Consider the following 16,208-nt stretch of genomic DNA (forward strand, 5'->3'; position numbering starts at 1 on the left):
GGGAGGGTTTCCGCCGAGAGTGACCCGGGTCATCCACGTCAAACGGGGTTTACCCACCCGGCCATCGCCCCCGATACGATGGCCGCTGCTGTCCCGAGGAGAGGTCCCCTTTCTGCCATGACCCAAACGCACGCCGACTACCAGCTGAGTCAGCTCGACCAGCTGGAGGCGGAGTCGATCCACATCTTCCGTGAGGTCGCCGCCGAGTTCGAGAAGCCCGTCCTGATGTTCTCAGGCGGCAAGGACTCCATCGTCATGCTTCGCCTCGCCGAGAAGGCGTTCTACCCGGCGAAGATCCCCTTCCCCGTCCTGCAGGTCGACACCGGCTTCGACTTCCCCGAGGTGCTCGAGACCCGCGACAACTGGGTCAACCGCCTCGGTGTTCGCCTGGTCGTCGCCAGCGTCGACGACGCGATCAAGAACGGCGTGATCGTCGACGACGGCAAGACCAGCCGCAACCGCATGCAGATCGGAACCCTGCTCAACGCCATCGAGGAGGAGGGCTTCACCGCCGCCTTCGGTGGCGGCCGCCGCGACGAGGAGAAGGCCCGCGCCAAGGAGCGCGTCTACTCCCACCGCGACGAGTTCGGCCAGTGGGACCCGAAGATGCAGCGCCCCGAGCTGTGGAGCCTCTACAACGGCCGTATCCACCAGGGCGAGCACATGCGGATCTTCCCGCTGTCCAACTGGACCGAGCTCGACATCTGGCACTACATCGACCGCGAGAAGATCGAGATCCCCTCGATCTACTTCTCCCACCAGCGCGACGTGATCGCCCGTGACGGGATGCTGCTCTCGGCCTCCGACGCGGTGCAGCCCAAGGGCAACGAGACCGTCGAGACCATGACCGTCCGGTTCCGCACCGTCGGCGACATGACCCTCACCGGCTGTGTCGAGAGCACCGCGTCGACGACCGCAGAGATCATCGACGAGATCGCCATCGCCCGGGTCACGGAGCGGGGCGCCACCCGTGGCGACGACCGCTTCTCCGAGGCGGCCATGGAAGACCGCAAGAAGGAGGGCTACTTCTGATGGCCGCCGAGACCACGACCCACCAGACGGCGATCAGCGAGAACGCCGACCTGCTCCGCTTCGCCACCGCCGGCTCGGTCGACGACGGCAAGTCCACGCTCATCGGGCGCCTGCTGCTCGACTCGAAGTCGATCTTCGAGGACCAGCTCGAGGCCGTCGAGACGACCTCCAAGGGCAAGGGCTACGACTACACCGACCTCGCCCTGCTGACCGACGGTCTGCGCTCCGAGCGGGAGCAGGGCATCACCATCGACGTGGCGTACCGCTACTTCGCGACCCCGAACCGCAAGTTCATCATCGCGGACACCCCGGGCCACGTGCAGTACACGCGCAACATGGTCACCGGCGCCTCGACCGCCGACCTCGGGCTGGTGCTCGTCGACGCCCGCCAGGGCCTCACCGAGCAGTCCCGCCGGCACGCGGTGATCCTCTCGCTGCTCCGGGTCCCGCACCTGGTGCTCGCGGTGAACAAGATGGACCTCGTGGACTTCTCCGAGGAGGTCTACAACAAGATCCACAACGAGTTCACCCAATTCGCCACCAAACTGAACATCCCGGACCTCGAGGTCATCCCGATCTCAGCGCTGCAGGGCGACAACGTCGTCAACCGCTCCGAGCACATGCCGTGGTACGAAGGCCCGTCGCTCATGCACCACCTCGAGCACGTACACGTCGCCTCGGACCGTGACCTCGTCGACGTCCGCTTCCCGGTGCAGTACGTCGTGCGCCCGAAGTCCGACGAGCACCACGACTACCGCGGCTACGGCGGCCAGGTCGCCGGCGGCGTCCTCAAGCCCGGCGACGAGGTCGTCGTGCTGCCCAGCGGCATGACCTCGAAGATCCAGGGCATCGACCTCCACGACAAGGAGCTCGCCGAGGCCTACCCGCCCATGTCGGTGACGGTGCGCCTCGAGGACGACGTCGACGTCTCGCGCGGCGACATGATCGCCCGCCCGGCGAACGCGCCCAAGCCGAGCCAGGACATCGACGCGATGATCTGCTGGATGACCAACGAGCCGCTACGCCCGCGCCAGAAGCTCGCCATCAAGCACACCACGCGCACTGCCCGGGCCCTGGTCAAGGACGTGCAGTACCGCCTGGACGTCAACACGCTGCACCGCGACCAGGAGACCAAGGAGCTCGGCCTCAACGAGATCGGCCGCGTCCAGCTGCGCACCACGGTGCCGCTGCTGTGCGACCCGTACTCGAAGAACCGCACCACCGGCTCCTTCATCCTGATCGACGAGGCCACAGGCGTCACCGTCGGCGCAGGCATGATCAACAGCGGCAGCTGAGCGGAGCGCTTGCTCTGAGCGTCTACCGCCTCCAGAACCCCACGCGTGCCTACGCGTGGGGTTCTGTGTCTCACATCCCCCGCCTGCTCGGCGTCGAGCCGACCGGCGAGCCGGTCGCCGAGATGTGGATCGGCGCGCACCCGGCCGACCCGTCAGTGCTGCCCGACGGCCGCCCTCTCGACGGGGCCATCGGCGCCGAGCCTGACGCGTTCCTCGGCCCGGAGCTGCGCAGACGATTCGGCGACCGCCTGCCCTTCCTGATGAAGCTGCTGGCCGCAGGTGAGCCGCTGTCCCTCCAGGTCCATCCGACGAGCCAGCGGGCCCAGATCCGCTTCGAGGAGCAAGAAGCCGCCGGTATTCCCTTGGGGGCGCCGGAGCGCAGCTACCAGGACCGGTCCCACAAGCCTGAGCTGATCTACGCCCTCACCCGCTTCGAGGGGCTCGCCGGCTTCCGGGATCCCGCCAGGAGTGCCGTCATCCTGCGTGGCCTCGGCCTGCCCTGGCTCGCCGTCATCGCGACCCGCATCGAGAGCGCCGCATCCCCCTTCCAGGAGCTGCGTGCCGTCGTCACCGAGCTGCTGGCGACGCCGGAGCCGCTGCTCAGCCACCGGTTAGGGCAGCTGCGCGTGGCCGCGGTGGCTGCGGAGCAGCACCTTCACACCACGACCGCCGGCCGCCGTGACCGCAGCCCGGATCCGAGCGCGGTGGAGCGTGAGTCCATCCGCGTCTACGCCGCCCTGCCGACGCTGATCGACCGCTATCCGCACGATGCCGGGGTGCTGGTCACCCTGCTGCTCAACCACGTCGTCCTCGCGGCCGGCGAGGCGATGTTCATCGACGCAGGCGTCATCCACGCCTACACCTCGGGCTTCGGCGTCGAGGTGATGGCCTCGTCTGACAACGTGCTGCGCGCGGGTCTTACGCCCAAGCACGTCGACGTGCCGGAGCTCCTGGAGATCACGAACTTCACGCCGATCCCGCCGCCGCTCTGGCTGCCCTCTGCGAGCGGCCGGGGAACCAGCGACGAGGATGCGGCGCGCTTCCAGCCGCCGGTCGCGGAGTTCGAGCTCTACGTCGGCCGGCCGGAGCACGTCGGCCCGATGGCGGGCCCCCGCGCCGTTCTCGTGCTGGAGGGCACGGTCGACGTGACCACTGCGGGGCGCTGCGAACCGCTTCACGCCGGCGAGGTGCTCTTCGTCGGTCACCAAGAACGGGCGCTCCTGGCTGGCGACGCCCGCGTTGCGGTCGCCTCGGTCCCGGCCTGAGGCCTACCCGGCTTCCCGCAGGTGCCCGACGTGCTCGCGATACCACGCCACGGTGGACTCCAGGCCCTCGCGTAGGCCGATCTGTGACTCCCAGCCGATCTCGCGGAGCCTGGAGACGTCCAGGAGTTTCTGGGGAGTCCCGTCGGGCTTGCTGGTGTCCCAGAGGGTCTCGCCCTCATAGCCCACGACCTCGGCCACCAGGTGAGCGATCTCCCTGATGGTGGCATCTCGTCCGGTGCCGACGTTGACCTGCGCTGCGCCGTCGTAGTTCTCGAGCAGGTAGAGGCAGGCCGCGGCCATGTCGTCCACGTGCAGGAACTCGCGCCTCGGGGTCCCGGTGCCCCAGTTCGTGACCGAGGACAACCCGGCCTGCTTTGCCTCGTCGTAGCGGCGGATGAGCGCGGGAAGGACGTGGCTGCCGGTCGGAGAGAAGTTGTCTCCGGGCCCGTAGAGGTTCGTCGGCATCGCGGAGATCCACGGGCGACCGTATTGCCGGCGCACGGACTGCACGCCAAGGATGCCTGCGATCTTGGCGATCGCGTAGGCGTCGTTGGTGGGCTCGAGATGACCGGTCAGCAGCGAGTCCTCGCGGATCGGCTGCGGAGCCAGCTTGGGGTAGATGCACGAGGAGCCGAGGAAGAGCAGCCGCTCGGTGCCGTACTCCAGGGCCGCGTCCATGACGTTGGTCTGGATACGGAGGTTCTCGGAAAGGAAGTCGACCGGGTAGGAGTTGTTGGCCAGGATCCCGCCAACCTTGGCGGCGGCGAGGACGACGTACTGCGGCCTGGCGTCGGCCATAAAGTCGAAGACCGCGCCGCGATCACGCAGGTCGAGCTCGCCGGACGTGCGCCCGATCAGCCCCTTGTGGCCGGCACCCTCGAGCGCACGCCAGATGGCACCGCCGACGAGGCCGCGGTGCCCGGCGATGTAGAACGGCGCATCGTGGTCAAGCGGTCGACTGTTCGTCGCCTCCGTCATCGAAGCTCGTCCAGCGACGGCCAGCCCTCGAGCTTCGGCTGGTCGATCCAGCTCTTGCCCTCGTGCTTGAGGGCCTCGATGTCGGCATCGACCATGATCCGGGCCAGCTCGTCAGTCTGGACCACAGGCTTCCAGCCGAGATTGCGCTCGGCCTTGCTGGCGTCGCCGATCAGGGCGTCGACCTCGGTGGGGCGCAGGTAGCGCTCGTCGAAGCGGACGTGCTTCTCCCAGTCCAGACCGGCGTGCTCGAAGGCCGTGACGACGAAGTCGCGGACGGTGAAGTTGCCGCCGGTGGCGAGGACGTAGTCGTCGGGCTCGTCGGCCTGCAGCATCCGCCACATGCCCTCGACGTACTCGGGTGCGTAGCCCCAGTCGCGGATCGAGTCGAGGTTGCCCATGTAGACGTAGTCGTCCAGGCCGGCCTGGATGCGGGCGACCGCGCGGGTCACCTTGCGCGTCACGAAGGTCTCGCCGCGGCGTGGGGACTCGTGGTTGAAGAGGATGCCGTTGACGGCGAACATCCCGTAGCCCTCGCGGTAGTTCCTCGTCACCCAGTAGGCGTAGACCTTCGCGGCGCCGTAGGGCGAGCGGGGGTAGAACGGGGTCTCCTCGTTTTGCGGCGGCGGGGTCGCGCCGAACATCTCCGAGCTCGATGCCTGGTAGTAGCGGCACTGGATCCCCGCCATGCGCACGGCTTCGAGGAGGCGCATGGCGCCGATGCCGGTGGTGTCACCGGTGTGCTCGGGCTCGTCGAAGCTCACTCGCACGTGGGACTGGGCGGCGAGGTTGTAGACCTCGTCGGGGTTGATCTCGTGCAGCAGCGTCACCAGACGCGCACCATCCGAGAGGTCACCGTAGTGGAGGAAGAGCTTGGCCTCCGGGTCGTGTGGGTCGACGTAGAGGTGGTCGATGCGGGAGGTGTTGAACGTGGAGGCACGACGGATCAGCCCGTGCACCTCGTAGCCCTTGCCGAGCAGCAGCTCCGCCAGGTACGACCCGTCCTGCCCCGTGATGCCCGTGATGAGGGCGCGCTTCGTCGCCATGCCTGACTAACCTCCATGCTTTTGTCGGTGCAGTGCTCGCACCCATTCGTCGTACGCGTCGAGCGCGACGTCTTCTGACAGAACCTTGTCACAGTAGGTGGGACCGCTGCTGCCGAGCTCACGCAGGGTCAAGGGATCGTTACGCAGCGAGACCACGCACGAAACAAGAGCGGCCGGATCCCCCGGCTCGACCCGGACACCGGCCCCGGCCGCGTCCACCTCTTCGGCGGTCGTGCTCGTCGCCTCCGTCGCGGCGATGACCGCGGTGCCACTAGAGAAGTAGGACGTCAGCTTGCTGGGGACGGCCATCTCGTTGAGGCCGACCCGCTCGTTGACGAGCAGGGCGTCGGCCGCGCGGAGGGCCCTCCCGAAGTCTTCGTCGGGGAGCGGATCGAGGAACTCGATCGTCGACACGCCCACCGCCTGCGCCTGCAGCGCGGCGCGCTGGCCACCGTCGCCCATCAGGACGAACCGCAGCGACTGTCCCTGCTCCTGCGCGAGCCGGGCGGCGGCGACGACGTTGCCGAGGTCCTGCTTCTCCCCCATGGCGCCGGCATGCAGGACGATGGTCTCGTCCTCGCGCCAGCCCATCCGTGTCCGGAAGGCGGGCTCGTCGAAGGGCTCGACGGGCTTGATGTGGGTCCAGTTCCTGATCACGGCGACCCGCTGGGGGTCGGCGTCGAGGTGCTGAACCGCGCGACGCTTGAAACGGTCGTGGATGACTGCGACGCCGTCGACGCGGCGCGCCACCAGCGACTCCAGCCGAGTGAAGACGCGGACTACGGCGGAGCCACCGCTGTCGGTCTCTCCCACGCCGGCGGAGTAGAGGTCCTGCATGACGACCCCGACAGCTGGCCGGCGGCGGCCGACCTTGGCGCGGGCAGCGGCCATGGCCGTCGAGAGCAGCGCGGGGCTGAGGCAGATCACAACGTCCGGCCGGCCCCAGCGACGGGCGAGGAGCCGGGTCCCGAAGGAGACCTCCGAGAGCGCCCGCGGCAGCCCGGTCGGCGGGTTGGGCACAAAGTGCCGAAGCCGGGTGATCGGAACGCCATCAAGTACCTCGTGGCGCGTGACGATCGAGCGGTGCTCGGGGTCGAGCTGCCACTGCGGGTAGTGGGGGAACGTCGTGATCACGCGGACCTGGTGCCCACGTGCGGCGAGACCACGACACATGGCGGCCGTGTACGGCGCGATGCCCGTCGGCTCGGGGGCATAGTTCACCCCGAGAACGGTGATCCTCAGACCAGTCGTGCCCATGGGCACATTTCCCCCAAAAGGTCGATGACGTAGGGGACAGCCTAGGATCTAACCCGTGTCCGTCCCGAATCGAGACCTTTCCGGCTTCACCGGTGCCGGCTATGACATCGGTCGTGGGAAGCTCACGCAGGTCCTGTGGTTGGCCGTCTCCGGCAGCGTGTTCATGCGCTGGTGGTGCCCCGCTTCGGTCCGCGTCGCCATCCTTCGCGCCTTCGGCGCGCAGATCGGCGACGGGGTCCTCGTACGGCACCGGGTGCGCATCCACTGGCCGTGGAAGCTCACCGTCGGCGACAACACCTGGATCGGCGAGGGTGCCTGGATCCTCAACCTCGAGCCAGTCACGATCGGCGCCAACGTGTGCATATCGCAAGACGCCTTCCTGTGCACTGGGAGCCATGACCGGCGCTCCCCCACGTTCGAGTTCGACAACGCCCCCATCTCGATCGGCGATGGCGCTTGGGTCGCCGCACGGGCCACGGTCTTGCGTGGCGTTTCGATTGGGGAAGGCGCGACAGTTGGTGCCGGGTCTCTAGTTGTCCGTGATGTCGCCGACGGTTCATTGATCGCGAATGCGGCAGTTCACCGAGGACAGTCATGAAGATCCTTCACGTTGCGACGCTTTTGAGTCCCGACGGGGCATATGGCGGCCCCGTTCGAGTCGCAGAGCATCTGACGACGGAACTAGCAGCTCGTGGCCACGAGGTCGAATTGGCCGCCTCGTTTCGAGGATTCGACACGGCACCCACGAGGGCTGGCGACGTCCCACTGCGACTGAAGCGCGGGGTTCAGGCGGTCCCGGGTATTGGATTCGCAGGATGGTCGTCCCCGCGACTTCTCTTCTGGGCGCTTCGTAATATTCGTAAGTTCGACCTCGTCCATATTCACATGGCCAGAGATCTAGTTACGCTGCCCATCGCCATTGTCGCCCTTATTCTTCGAGTGCCGTTCGTGATTCAGACGCACGGGATGATTGACGCGAGCGACAACCCTCTAAGCAGGCCGCTAGACCTCATTCTCACGATCCCTGTGCTCCTGCGCGCGAGAGCGGTTTGCTACCTGACTCCAAGGGAACGGCGGGACCTGCAGGCTGTCGCTGGCACTGAACTGCGACTCATCCACCTCCCCAACGGCGTCCCACGCGCACCCGAATCCGCCGCTTCCGGGGACGCTGAGGTCTTGTTCTTGGCGCGCCTGCACGAACGTAAGCGTCCCCTGATCTTCGCTCAGGCAGCGGTCGACCTCCAGGCCGCTCATCCCAGCACCCGGTTCACGATGGTTGGCCCCGACGAAGGCTCGGGCGAAGACGTTCGACGTCTTATCGACGAGTTTGGGGCGGGACTCTTGAGTTGGGAAGGCGCTGTCGCACCGGCGGAATCTCTGGCAAGGATGCAGCACGCCTCTATCTATGTCTTGCCGTCCGTCGACGAACCCTTTCCCATGACCGTTCTTGAAGCGCTTTCCATAGGCCTTCCGGTCGTGGTGACGCGCTCATGCGGGCTCGCGAGTGAGATTGATAGCGCGCAGGCGGGTGTCGTGGTTGACGACGACGACGTTGCTCAGGTCGCGAGTGCCATTGACCTACTGTTGTCCAACGCGGCGCTGCGAAACGCCATGTCCCTAAACGCTCGAAGCCTCTCCACCTCCCGCTTCAGTCTCGATGTGGTCGGCGAGCGTCTGGTGGAGATCTACGGGCTGGCGCTCAACTCTGTCCCTCTTCCCGCACCTTCAGACCCGCTATCCTGAGGCCGATTGCCACGCTGCGCGCGCGGGCCCCTGATCTGCGACTGCCAAGCAATGCACGTGTGAACGGCGACAGCCACGACGAGACTGGCAGCGACCGCCACTAGCCCAGCGTCCAATGACACGACGACGAACAGGCCGACCGCGGCCGCAACTACGTACACAACCCTCGCTAGCAGCACTTGCCCGAACATTTGGCGCGCCTTGAGTAGGGCAATGGGCACCGCCGCGGTCGCCCAGAGGACGTACTCGGCACTGGTGATTGGGATGATCTTCCTTGCGCCACCCCAAGACTGTCCCAAGATCTCGACGCCAATGCTGGGAGGCAGCAGAGAAAGGAGAGTTCCCCAAGCAATCACGACGGACCCCAGAGAAAGCAGCAGCCATAGGGAGATCTTCCGCTGTTGCCTCATTGTTCGCCTAGAGAGCTCCGGCACGAGGACAAGTTGGATTGCCGAAAAGAGGACGGCGAGCGGACCGATCAGCATGTTCGCACCCCGAAGGGCGGCAACATCAGCCAGACTCAGGAATTTAGCAGTGCTGATGGAGACCAACAGCGCAACCGACCCCCCGAGCGACCCGTCGAGAATGAGACGCACCACGTCGACCCTGCGCGACCTGAGCCAGATCCCAAGTCCCCTCATTCGAATCCTGGGGCGCAGTCGAACCACGAGAAATATCAGCGCGGCCGCACACCCGCCGAGCCACAGCAGTATGTATGTGGAGGCGCTGAACGCAACCCGCGCCGAAAGCAAATCCAGTGATAGAGGCAATGCCAGGATGACCAACCAGAGGCCATCGGACCATAGTGCGTCACCGGCCCTCTGAAAGCTCACCGCGGCGAATCTCAGCAGGTCCTGCGCGACGACGAGTGGCCCCAGCAATGCGAGGGCGAGGAAAGACGGCGGCAACTCAATAGTCACGACAGACCCGTAAGCGGCAGCACAGATCACCGAGCCAATCGCAGCAAACAACAAGCCAGCCGTGAAGATGCTGCGAGCCTCAAGAGCGTCGAAGCCATCGTCACATGAGCCCCGGACAGCGATGAGAGTTCCCCAGCACGCCCGAGCCAAGCCGACGACGAAGACAACCATGGCTAGAAGCACTGCGAAGGATCCGTACACCTCCTGCGAGGACGTCCGCGCAACAGCAACCACCAGTGCCACGTTGGTCACACTCGAAGCGGCCTGGTCGGCTACGCCGAGGACGACTCGGAGTGGAGGTTTACGCCGAATCATGGGGCAGGCCTAGGAGTGCGGTCGCGACTTTAGGATCCTGCAGGACCGAAACTTTGCGCACGAAGAAGCGCTCCGATGCGATCGCCTGCTCCAAGTCTTGACTCTGGACATATCCGGCCATGTCCGGTCGCAGCCAGTGAAAGTTCGACAACTTGGACACCTGGATGAACCAATGCTCTCTAGGCCGCGACATTGAGTCTCACTCTGCCAGCGCGGGCTTCCATAAATGTAGGTCGGGATCGCCATCTCATCCGGGGCGAAAGAATTTCGCAAGTAATCGAAGCCCCTGCCCGATACTCTGCAATGAGCTCATGAGCAAGCTCAACAGGCATGGCCGACCATTGTGAACCAACGACGGGCTCCACTCCGTGAGGAAGTCGCACCTTCGAATGCGCTGTGACGGCCACGACACCTCTCCGCAACAGTGATGCCGCAGGCGCCAAGCGCGTCTTCTTTCCGTGCCCAATGGGACCATCAAACCAATGTCGTCTCTGAACACGATCGGCACTCATGTCCGACGCCTGGTCCGGCAAGAGCCGAGCACCTCGACAGTGAACGGCATAGGGAGCGTCTAATAAGAATCGTTCAAACTCTGAGACCGGCCGCAACGGGAAGCAATGTCCAGAAAGGAATGCGACGTATTCAACTTTTGAATTGGAGAGAAGCAGCAGATCAAGAGATTCGAGCATTGCCTCAACAGCAGAGAACCCGCCCCAGTGGACGCATTTTGGTTCGGGGTTAACCACGACGTGCCCGCCGAGTTCCACATCTCTCAGCATCCCGCGCCGTAGAGCAGGTCTATCCACATGGAGAGCGACTGGCGCAGGGGCGAGCCTGACTAACAGTTGATCGAGTGTGGCGGGATCATCGTGCGCTAGGACTACGAACCCGACTCGCATACGCAGCTTCCCCTCGACGGGCCGCGCCAAGGCCTGGGATGGTCACCGATCCGGACGCTAGATAGGATAGTCTAGTGATCGATCGTCGGTGCCGGGGGGCGCCGAATCTCGCCCTCAGAGAAACGGACGGGAAGCTATGCAGCCCCTTGAGGCACTGCAAGATAGCACGCTTGAGATTCTGCGGAGACATATTCCGAGACTGAGTCGGGTCGCGCTTGTCGATTTTCCTCGCCACCAAAATGCTGGCGACTCCCTGATATGGCATGGCGCCGTGACCTATCTACGGCGGCTCGAGGTCAATGTTGACTTCATGGCAGATCTGCACATGTTCCATCCCAACGATCTGCGCGAGCGTCTTCCAGGGGGACCGATCCTCATCAATGGCGGGGGAAATTTCGGTGATCGATGGACGGGCCAGCAGAAGTTTCGAGAGCAGGTCATCCGCGAGTTCCCAGAGCGCAAGATAATTCAACTGCCACAAAGCATTGAATTCCGCTCCGAAGTTGGACTACGTCAAGCTCAAGCAACTCTCAATTCGCATCCAGATCTGGTGCTGTTGATGCGTGATTGGAACTCCTACGATAGGGCGATCAAGTGGTTCCCAAACGCCCATGTGGAGTTCTGTCCGGATATGGCCTACGGCGCGGGACGGCAGGAACGTCCACTCACGGCCGAATACGACGTCACAGCTGTCCTGCGAAAGGACTCTGAAGCGGTGTCTGGCTCCCGCAGCAATGCCATTAGTTCGTTGACGTCTCTTGAAAGTGGGGACTGGGGCCTCAGTGGGGCCGAGCAACTACGCTGGCTTCTTTACCGGATGCCGGAGAACTGCGCCCGGGTCGCGCCGCCGATGCGGAGATACCTTGCACCAATGATCGATCGTGCTTTCAACGCAATGATCCGCACGAACGTCGCTTCAGCGCGGCGAATCATTGCTCAAGGAAGAACGCTTCTCACTGATCGGCTCCACGCCACAGTCCTAGGTCAGCTCATGGGCATCCCCGTCGTTGCCTTAGACAACGCTAATGGGAAGATCCGTGCCGCCTACAGCGCCTATATCCAGGAGGTGGGCGGAGTAACCATGGTCGACTCGATGGACGAAGCGCTCAGTTTGCTGCGTGATGGTGGTCCGATCCATTAAGGAGCGTTCTAAGTCAGTCGAGGTCGGACGTGCAGACCCAACTCTGGATCGACCAACATCTCTTGGGTGGCAGGCATCTCACCCACAGTGAGTTGGACGTCCAGTGCTACGTTCCGTTTCACGACGGCGAGCGCGATCGGACCGAGCTCGTGGTGACGGGCTGAGCTACCGACAAAGCCAACGACTCTGTCCCCTAACCGCAGTTCCGCCCCCGCAGCGGGTAGCCGATTTTCCGATCCGTCGAGGTGTAGCAGCGTCAGCCGCCGCGGGGGGCGACCGAGCGTGTGGACACGGGCCACCGTCTCTTGGCCCCGGTAGCAGCCCTTCTCGAGGTGAACCGCGGGTCCGATCCAGCCGACCTCGTTGGGGATGGTGCGGTGGTCGGTGTCGATGCCTAGACGGGGCTCGCCTCGTGCAATGCGGAGGGCCTCGAAGGCCCACATGCCGCAAGCAGGGCCCGCTGCTGCGGCGTAGTCCTCGAGCTGGGCGCGTGGGACGAACTCGTAGTCAGCGTAGGGGTTGCGGCTCTGGTTACCTCGCGAGGTTTCGACGCTCGCTGACGCTCGCACCTCAACCTCCGACGAGCCATCGTCGACGTGGGGCGACCTGGGGCGCCAGGTCACTGCGATCTCGTCGGTGACGTCTGTGGCGTCGACACGCATCATGAACCGCATCCGGTCGAGGAACTCGACCAGCGCATCGGCGTGGCCGGGCTCCGTGTGGCCGATGAATGCTTCACCGTCGTCGTAGCCGAAGAACGCGTGCTCGACGTGCCCCTGAGGGCTCAGGATGAGGGCGCCGGTCCACTGCTTCGGTTGAAGGTCCATGAAGAACTGAGTGGTGAGGGAGTGGAGCCAGGTGAGCCGATCCGGGCCGGCAATGCGCACCACGTCGCGATGGGAGAGGTCCACGAAGCCCTCGCCCGACTCCAGAGTGCGCTGCTCGCCGTTGAACGATCCGTAGTGGGCCGCCACATCGGCGTCGATGCCGTGGCCGGCCACGGCGCCGGGCAGGTCCAGCAGGGGGCTACGCACGGGGTACACACTCCTCACAGGTGCCGAAGACCGTCAGGTGCCCGACGTCCACGACGAACGCGTGCTCCTGACGGAGCCGCTCTCGCAGCGGCGCCAGCACATCAGGGTCAACGGAGACGATGCGGTGACAATTCCGGCAGACCAGGTGGAAGTGCTCGTGCTCGGTCACCGAGTGGTAGGTCGGGGCGCGGTCGCTGAGGTGCGCGTGGCGCACCAGGCCGAGCTCCTCGAGCACCTCCAGCGTGCGGTAGACGGTCGAGACGTTGACCGCCGAGGACTGCTCGCGCACGCGGGCGAGGACCTCGTCCGGCGTGGCGTGACCCAGGTCCTCGACGGCGCGGAGGATGAGCTCGCGCTGGGGCGTCAGGCGGTAGCCGCTCCCCCGCAGCTTCTCGCGCCAGTCCTGGGTCATGGGTCCATTGTGGCTGCTCTGTGCTCACCGCGGGGATTCCAGGCTCGCCTCGCTCGCACCTCAGCGTTCGGTGAGCGTCAGGCGCGCTGGAGGCGGGCCCAGAGGTGGGGCTGGAGCTCCTGGCCGACGGCGGCCATGTCGTAGGCGTAGAGCAGGTCACCCTCGACGTTGCCGTAGAGGCGCTTGCCGCCGACGTACTCCTTGGCACTCTCGGTGCGGGCAACCGCGTCGGTGACGATCTCGAGCTTGCCGCCCTCGGCGTGGCCGTACCAGATCTCCACGAAGCCGGTGTTGTGCGTGAGGACGACCTCGACCTTGCCCTCGGGGCGGGCACGGACGAAGCCGGTCTCGATGGCGGCGTCGCGGACCTTCTGGCCGCTCTCGTCGACGATCCAGGCGCGGGACATGTAGTGGAAGAACGGACGGCCGTCGTGGGTGAAGATCAGCTCCTGGCCGAACTGGAACGGCTCGATCGTCGGGTAGTCACCATGACCGTTGCCGCGCCAGGTGCCGAGCAGCCAGGCGATGGGGCCGCAGTCGGGGTGCAGGTTGTCGGGGAGCTCGAACGGCATAGTGCGGAAGTCTAGTGTTTGGCCCATGCCCCGCACGCTCGTCGTCAAGGTCACCTGCGGTTCCGAGGACCCGGAGCGCTGCAACCAGGCGTTCACCGTGGCCGCGTCTGCGGTGGCTGCCGGCGCCGTGGTCAGCCTGTGGCTGACCGGCGAAGCCGCGTGGTTCGCGCTTCCGGGCCGCGCGGCCGAGTTCAGCCTGCCGCTAGCGGCACCTCTGGACTCGCTCCTGGACACGGTCGTGGTCGGCGGCCGGGTCACGCTGTGCACGCAGTGTGCGGCGCGGCGCGAGATCACGGCCGATGACGTCATTCCCGGCGTGCAGATAGCCGGCGCGGCTGTGTTTGCCGAGGAGATCCTGCAGGACGAGGTGCAGGCGCTCGTCTACTGAGGGGTTTCGAGGCTCGCTGACGCTGGCACCTCAACCACCGGCGAGCCCGCCCCTCGCACCTCATCCACCTGGTGGACTCGCGCCTCAACCAGCAGTCTGCTCCTGCCCGCCCTCGGCCACCGGCCGGATCAGCAGGCGGACTTGGAGACGGTGTCGTTGTTGCCCGGGACGATGCTCGGGGTCAGCCCGAGGTGGACAGCGCCGGTCTGCCCCTTGCCCGTGTGCATCGTGAAGTTGAAGACCACGTCCTTGCGTGACGAGACGTCGGCGAACACGAGAGTGGCCGGCCGTCCGCGGTAGTTGACGGTCTGGATGATGTGATCCAAGTTCTTGCCGTTGACCGAGATGTGGTTGATGGTGCCACCGTAGGGGCCGTAGATCGGGATCAGCACGGTCTGCGAGCCAAGGTCTGTGCCCGAGTCCCCGCCCCCGGTCACGTACCGGGGCAGCTTGGTGGCCGCCTCAGGATCGATGTCCTGGTTGAGGGTCAGCGATCCGGAGAGGGTCTGGCGGCCGTCCGAGCAGCCGGTGGACTTCACCTCGCCCCAGTAGCGCAGGTAGTAGGACATCTTGGCGGCCGTCGCGTCGTTGAGGCCGATGTCAATGTGGGGGATGTCCCCGTCGTCGGCCGTCAGGGCACCACGGACCCGCGTGCCGTCGATTGCTGCGTTGACCGAGTGGTCCGAGGCAGCGACAAGGAAGCGGCCCTCCTCAGCGGCCCGAGCCAGGCCTTCCACGAAACGGAGGGGTGACTTCAGGTGGTCCGTGCTGGCCGCGAAGATGCTCTGCGCCGCCTTCCCGAAGAAGGCGTCCTGGGCGGCCGGCGCCGACAACCTTCTGTATGTGCGGTTGAGCAGCTCGCTAACGACGTTCTTGCTGGTGAGGGTGATGCCGGCCACCTGCACCGGCCCGGTGCCCTCGAGCAGGTAGGACATGGCCACCGGGTCGAGGGCGACCACGCCGTCAAGCTTGACGTTGGGGAACGTCTCCTCCCAGCGTGCGGTCCACAGTTGGGCGGCGCGGGGATAGTCCGGCGTGAAGCCGGCGTCGAGGAAGTACAGGCCCAACTGCTCGTGCTGCAGCACGCGCTCGGCCGGGGTGAGCGGCAGCACCGGCTTCGGACGCTGTCCGAACTGCGAACCGGTGCCCTGCTGGGCCAGGCTGAGCTGGCCATCCTCGGCGTGAATTCTGGCCCAGGACCCGGGCAGCCCGCCGGTGGCGCGGATCTCCGCGTTGTTCTGGAAGATCAGCAGATAGTCGCGGGGCCCGTCCCCACCCACCATGGTCGGCAGCACTTGCGTCGCCCTTTGCGCCGACGAGAGGGCCTGAGCAGTGTCACCGATCAACTTCGTGTAGCGGTCGAAGCGGGACTTCAACGGACCCGCGTAGCCCGAGCTGTCCAGCCCGCTCACGTCGGCGTCGGCGGTGACGAAGGCATCGTGCGCGTCAGCCACCGGGGACTGCAGTCGACGGACTGCGGCCACGTTGATCCGACCGTGTGCGAGCACCCCATCGAGGTCGTCGACTGTGTCGGAGAGCGGCTGGACGCCGTTGGCAGCGACTGTGTCGAGCGACCGACTTAGCGCGCGCACGCCGGTGGCGTCGTCACCGAGGAAGGGCACATAGGTGAGGCCGGTCCACCACGCGCTTTCTGTGCGCTGCCTTGCGCTGGCGGCGTCGGCCTGCAGGTCCGTGAGCGCGGCCTTCCGCGCCGAGCCGTCACCGCTGTCCAGCGTGTCCCGAAGCCTGGTCGCGCTGTTCTCGGCCGCCTGCAGGTCGCCTTGCACTCGCCAGACCAGCCAGCCTGTGTAGGCGACGACCGCGATGAGCAGAGCGACGGGGACGGTCCAGAGCAGGCGTCGGCGGTTCGACACGGATGGGGTCCTAGCGATGGAGGGCCGAAATGAGCCTCGG

The 16,208-nt window shown here is 65.7% G+C and carries 16 protein-coding genes; 7 read left to right on the forward strand and 9 right to left on the reverse strand.

What is annotated here, in order from left to right; genetic code table 11:
- The first annotated feature begins 117 nt into the window (after positions 1 to 117).
- From cysD to manA, 3 genes are read left to right on the forward strand one after another with little or no spacing between them, the layout of a single operon-like run.
- Complete coding sequence (gene cysD, locus H0S67_RS20310) at positions 118 to 1,032, forward strand: sulfate adenylyltransferase subunit CysD (protein ID WP_180934508.1); 915 nt, start codon at positions 118 to 120, stop codon at positions 1,030 to 1,032.
- Entirely contained in the window at positions 1,032 to 2,327 is a 1,296-nt protein-coding gene (gene cysN, locus H0S67_RS20315) for a sulfate adenylyltransferase subunit CysN (RefSeq protein WP_180934510.1), read from the forward strand. The genes cysD and cysN overlap by 1 nt, the downstream gene beginning before the upstream one ends.
- Positions 2,225 to 3,592 carry a mannose-6-phosphate isomerase, class I gene (manA, locus tag H0S67_RS20320; protein WP_219635367.1) on the forward strand — a complete coding sequence of 456 codons (1,368 nt, stop codon included), beginning with the start codon at positions 2,225 to 2,227 and terminating at the stop codon, positions 3,590 to 3,592. Before cysN ends, manA begins: the two co-directional genes overlap by 103 nt.
- 3 nt (positions 3,593 to 3,595) lie before the next feature.
- Here the strand turns inward: manA and H0S67_RS20325 are convergent, their stop codons facing one another.
- The 3 genes from H0S67_RS20325 to H0S67_RS20335 are packed head-to-tail and all read right to left on the reverse strand — an operon-like array spanning position 3,596 to position 6,834.
- Positions 3,596 to 4,570: a GDP-L-fucose synthase family protein gene (locus tag H0S67_RS20325; RefSeq protein WP_180934511.1), complete on the reverse strand. Its 975-nt coding sequence runs from the start codon at positions 4,568 to 4,570 to the stop codon at positions 3,596 to 3,598.
- Positions 4,567 to 5,613: a GDP-mannose 4,6-dehydratase gene (gene gmd / locus H0S67_RS20330; protein ID WP_180934512.1), complete on the reverse strand. Its 1,047-nt coding sequence runs from the start codon at positions 5,611 to 5,613 to the stop codon at positions 4,567 to 4,569. The genes H0S67_RS20325 and gmd overlap by 4 nt, the downstream gene beginning before the upstream one ends.
- Positions 5,614 to 5,619: 6 nt before the next feature.
- Complete coding sequence (locus tag H0S67_RS20335; RefSeq protein ID WP_180934513.1) at positions 5,620 to 6,834, reverse strand: glycosyltransferase; 1,215 nt, start codon at positions 6,832 to 6,834, stop codon at positions 5,620 to 5,622.
- Between the two features lie 91 nt (positions 6,835 to 6,925).
- Between H0S67_RS20335 and H0S67_RS20340 the strand changes: the two genes are divergently transcribed.
- Positions 6,926 to 7,468 (forward strand): WcaF family extracellular polysaccharide biosynthesis acetyltransferase, encoded by a 543-nt coding sequence (locus H0S67_RS20340; protein WP_180934514.1) that lies wholly within the window; start codon positions 6,926 to 6,928, stop codon positions 7,466 to 7,468.
- Positions 7,465 to 8,613 carry a glycosyltransferase gene (locus tag H0S67_RS20345; protein ID WP_180934516.1) on the forward strand — a complete coding sequence of 383 codons (1,149 nt, stop codon included), beginning with the start codon at positions 7,465 to 7,467 and terminating at the stop codon, positions 8,611 to 8,613. The genes H0S67_RS20340 and H0S67_RS20345 overlap by 4 nt, the downstream gene beginning before the upstream one ends.
- Here H0S67_RS20345 and H0S67_RS20350 read toward each other — a convergent pair.
- A complete protein-coding gene (locus tag H0S67_RS20350; protein WP_180934517.1) occupies positions 8,556 to 9,776 on the reverse strand; it encodes an MATE family efflux transporter in 1,221 nt (406 codons plus the stop codon). The two genes, H0S67_RS20345 and H0S67_RS20350, sit on opposite strands and share 58 nt — an antisense overlap.
- Before the next feature lie 251 nt (positions 9,777 to 10,027).
- The gene (locus H0S67_RS28485; RefSeq protein ID WP_180934518.1) at positions 10,028 to 10,747 is read right to left on the reverse strand and encodes a beta-1,6-N-acetylglucosaminyltransferase; all 720 of its coding nucleotides are present in this window, start codon (positions 10,745 to 10,747) and stop codon (positions 10,028 to 10,030) included.
- Between the two features lie 136 nt (positions 10,748 to 10,883).
- On the opposite strand from H0S67_RS28485, the gene H0S67_RS20360 reads away from it, so the two are divergent.
- Positions 10,884 to 11,888 (forward strand): polysaccharide pyruvyl transferase family protein, encoded by a 1,005-nt coding sequence (locus H0S67_RS20360; RefSeq protein ID WP_281368904.1) that lies wholly within the window; start codon positions 10,884 to 10,886, stop codon positions 11,886 to 11,888.
- Positions 11,889 to 11,896: 8 nt separating this feature from the next.
- Here H0S67_RS20360 and ygfZ read toward each other — a convergent pair whose 3' ends face one another.
- From ygfZ to H0S67_RS20375, 3 genes are all read right to left on the reverse strand, one after another.
- Positions 11,897 to 12,922: a CAF17-like 4Fe-4S cluster assembly/insertion protein YgfZ gene (ygfZ, locus tag H0S67_RS20365; protein WP_180934522.1), complete on the reverse strand. Its 1,026-nt coding sequence runs from the start codon at positions 12,920 to 12,922 to the stop codon at positions 11,897 to 11,899.
- Positions 12,915 to 13,334, reverse strand: a complete 420-nt coding sequence (locus H0S67_RS20370; protein ID WP_180934523.1) for a Fur family transcriptional regulator — start codon at positions 13,332 to 13,334, stop codon at positions 12,915 to 12,917. Before H0S67_RS20370 ends, ygfZ begins: the two co-directional genes overlap by 8 nt.
- A gap of 77 nt (positions 13,335 to 13,411) precedes the next feature.
- Complete coding sequence (locus tag H0S67_RS20375) at positions 13,412 to 13,906, reverse strand: heme-binding beta-barrel domain-containing protein (RefSeq protein ID WP_180934525.1); 495 nt, start codon at positions 13,904 to 13,906, stop codon at positions 13,412 to 13,414.
- A 25-nt stretch (positions 13,907 to 13,931) separates the two neighbouring features.
- Here H0S67_RS20375 and H0S67_RS20380 point away from each other — a divergent pair, with 25 nt between their 5' ends.
- Positions 13,932 to 14,294, forward strand: coding sequence for a DsrE family protein (locus H0S67_RS20380; protein ID WP_180934526.1), 363 nt, complete (start codon positions 13,932 to 13,934; stop codon positions 14,292 to 14,294).
- Between the two features lie 128 nt (positions 14,295 to 14,422).
- Here the strand turns inward: H0S67_RS20380 and H0S67_RS20385 are convergent, their stop codons facing one another.
- Positions 14,423 to 16,168 carry a DUF4012 domain-containing protein gene (locus H0S67_RS20385; RefSeq protein WP_180934527.1) on the reverse strand — a complete coding sequence of 582 codons (1,746 nt, stop codon included), beginning with the start codon at positions 16,166 to 16,168 and terminating at the stop codon, positions 14,423 to 14,425.
- Positions 16,169 to 16,208 lie beyond the last annotated feature (40 nt).

The sequence above is a fragment of the Nocardioides ungokensis genome, from assembly GCF_013466985.1.
GTDB classification, from domain to species: Bacteria; Actinomycetota; Actinomycetes; order Propionibacteriales; family Nocardioidaceae; genus Nocardioides; species Nocardioides ungokensis.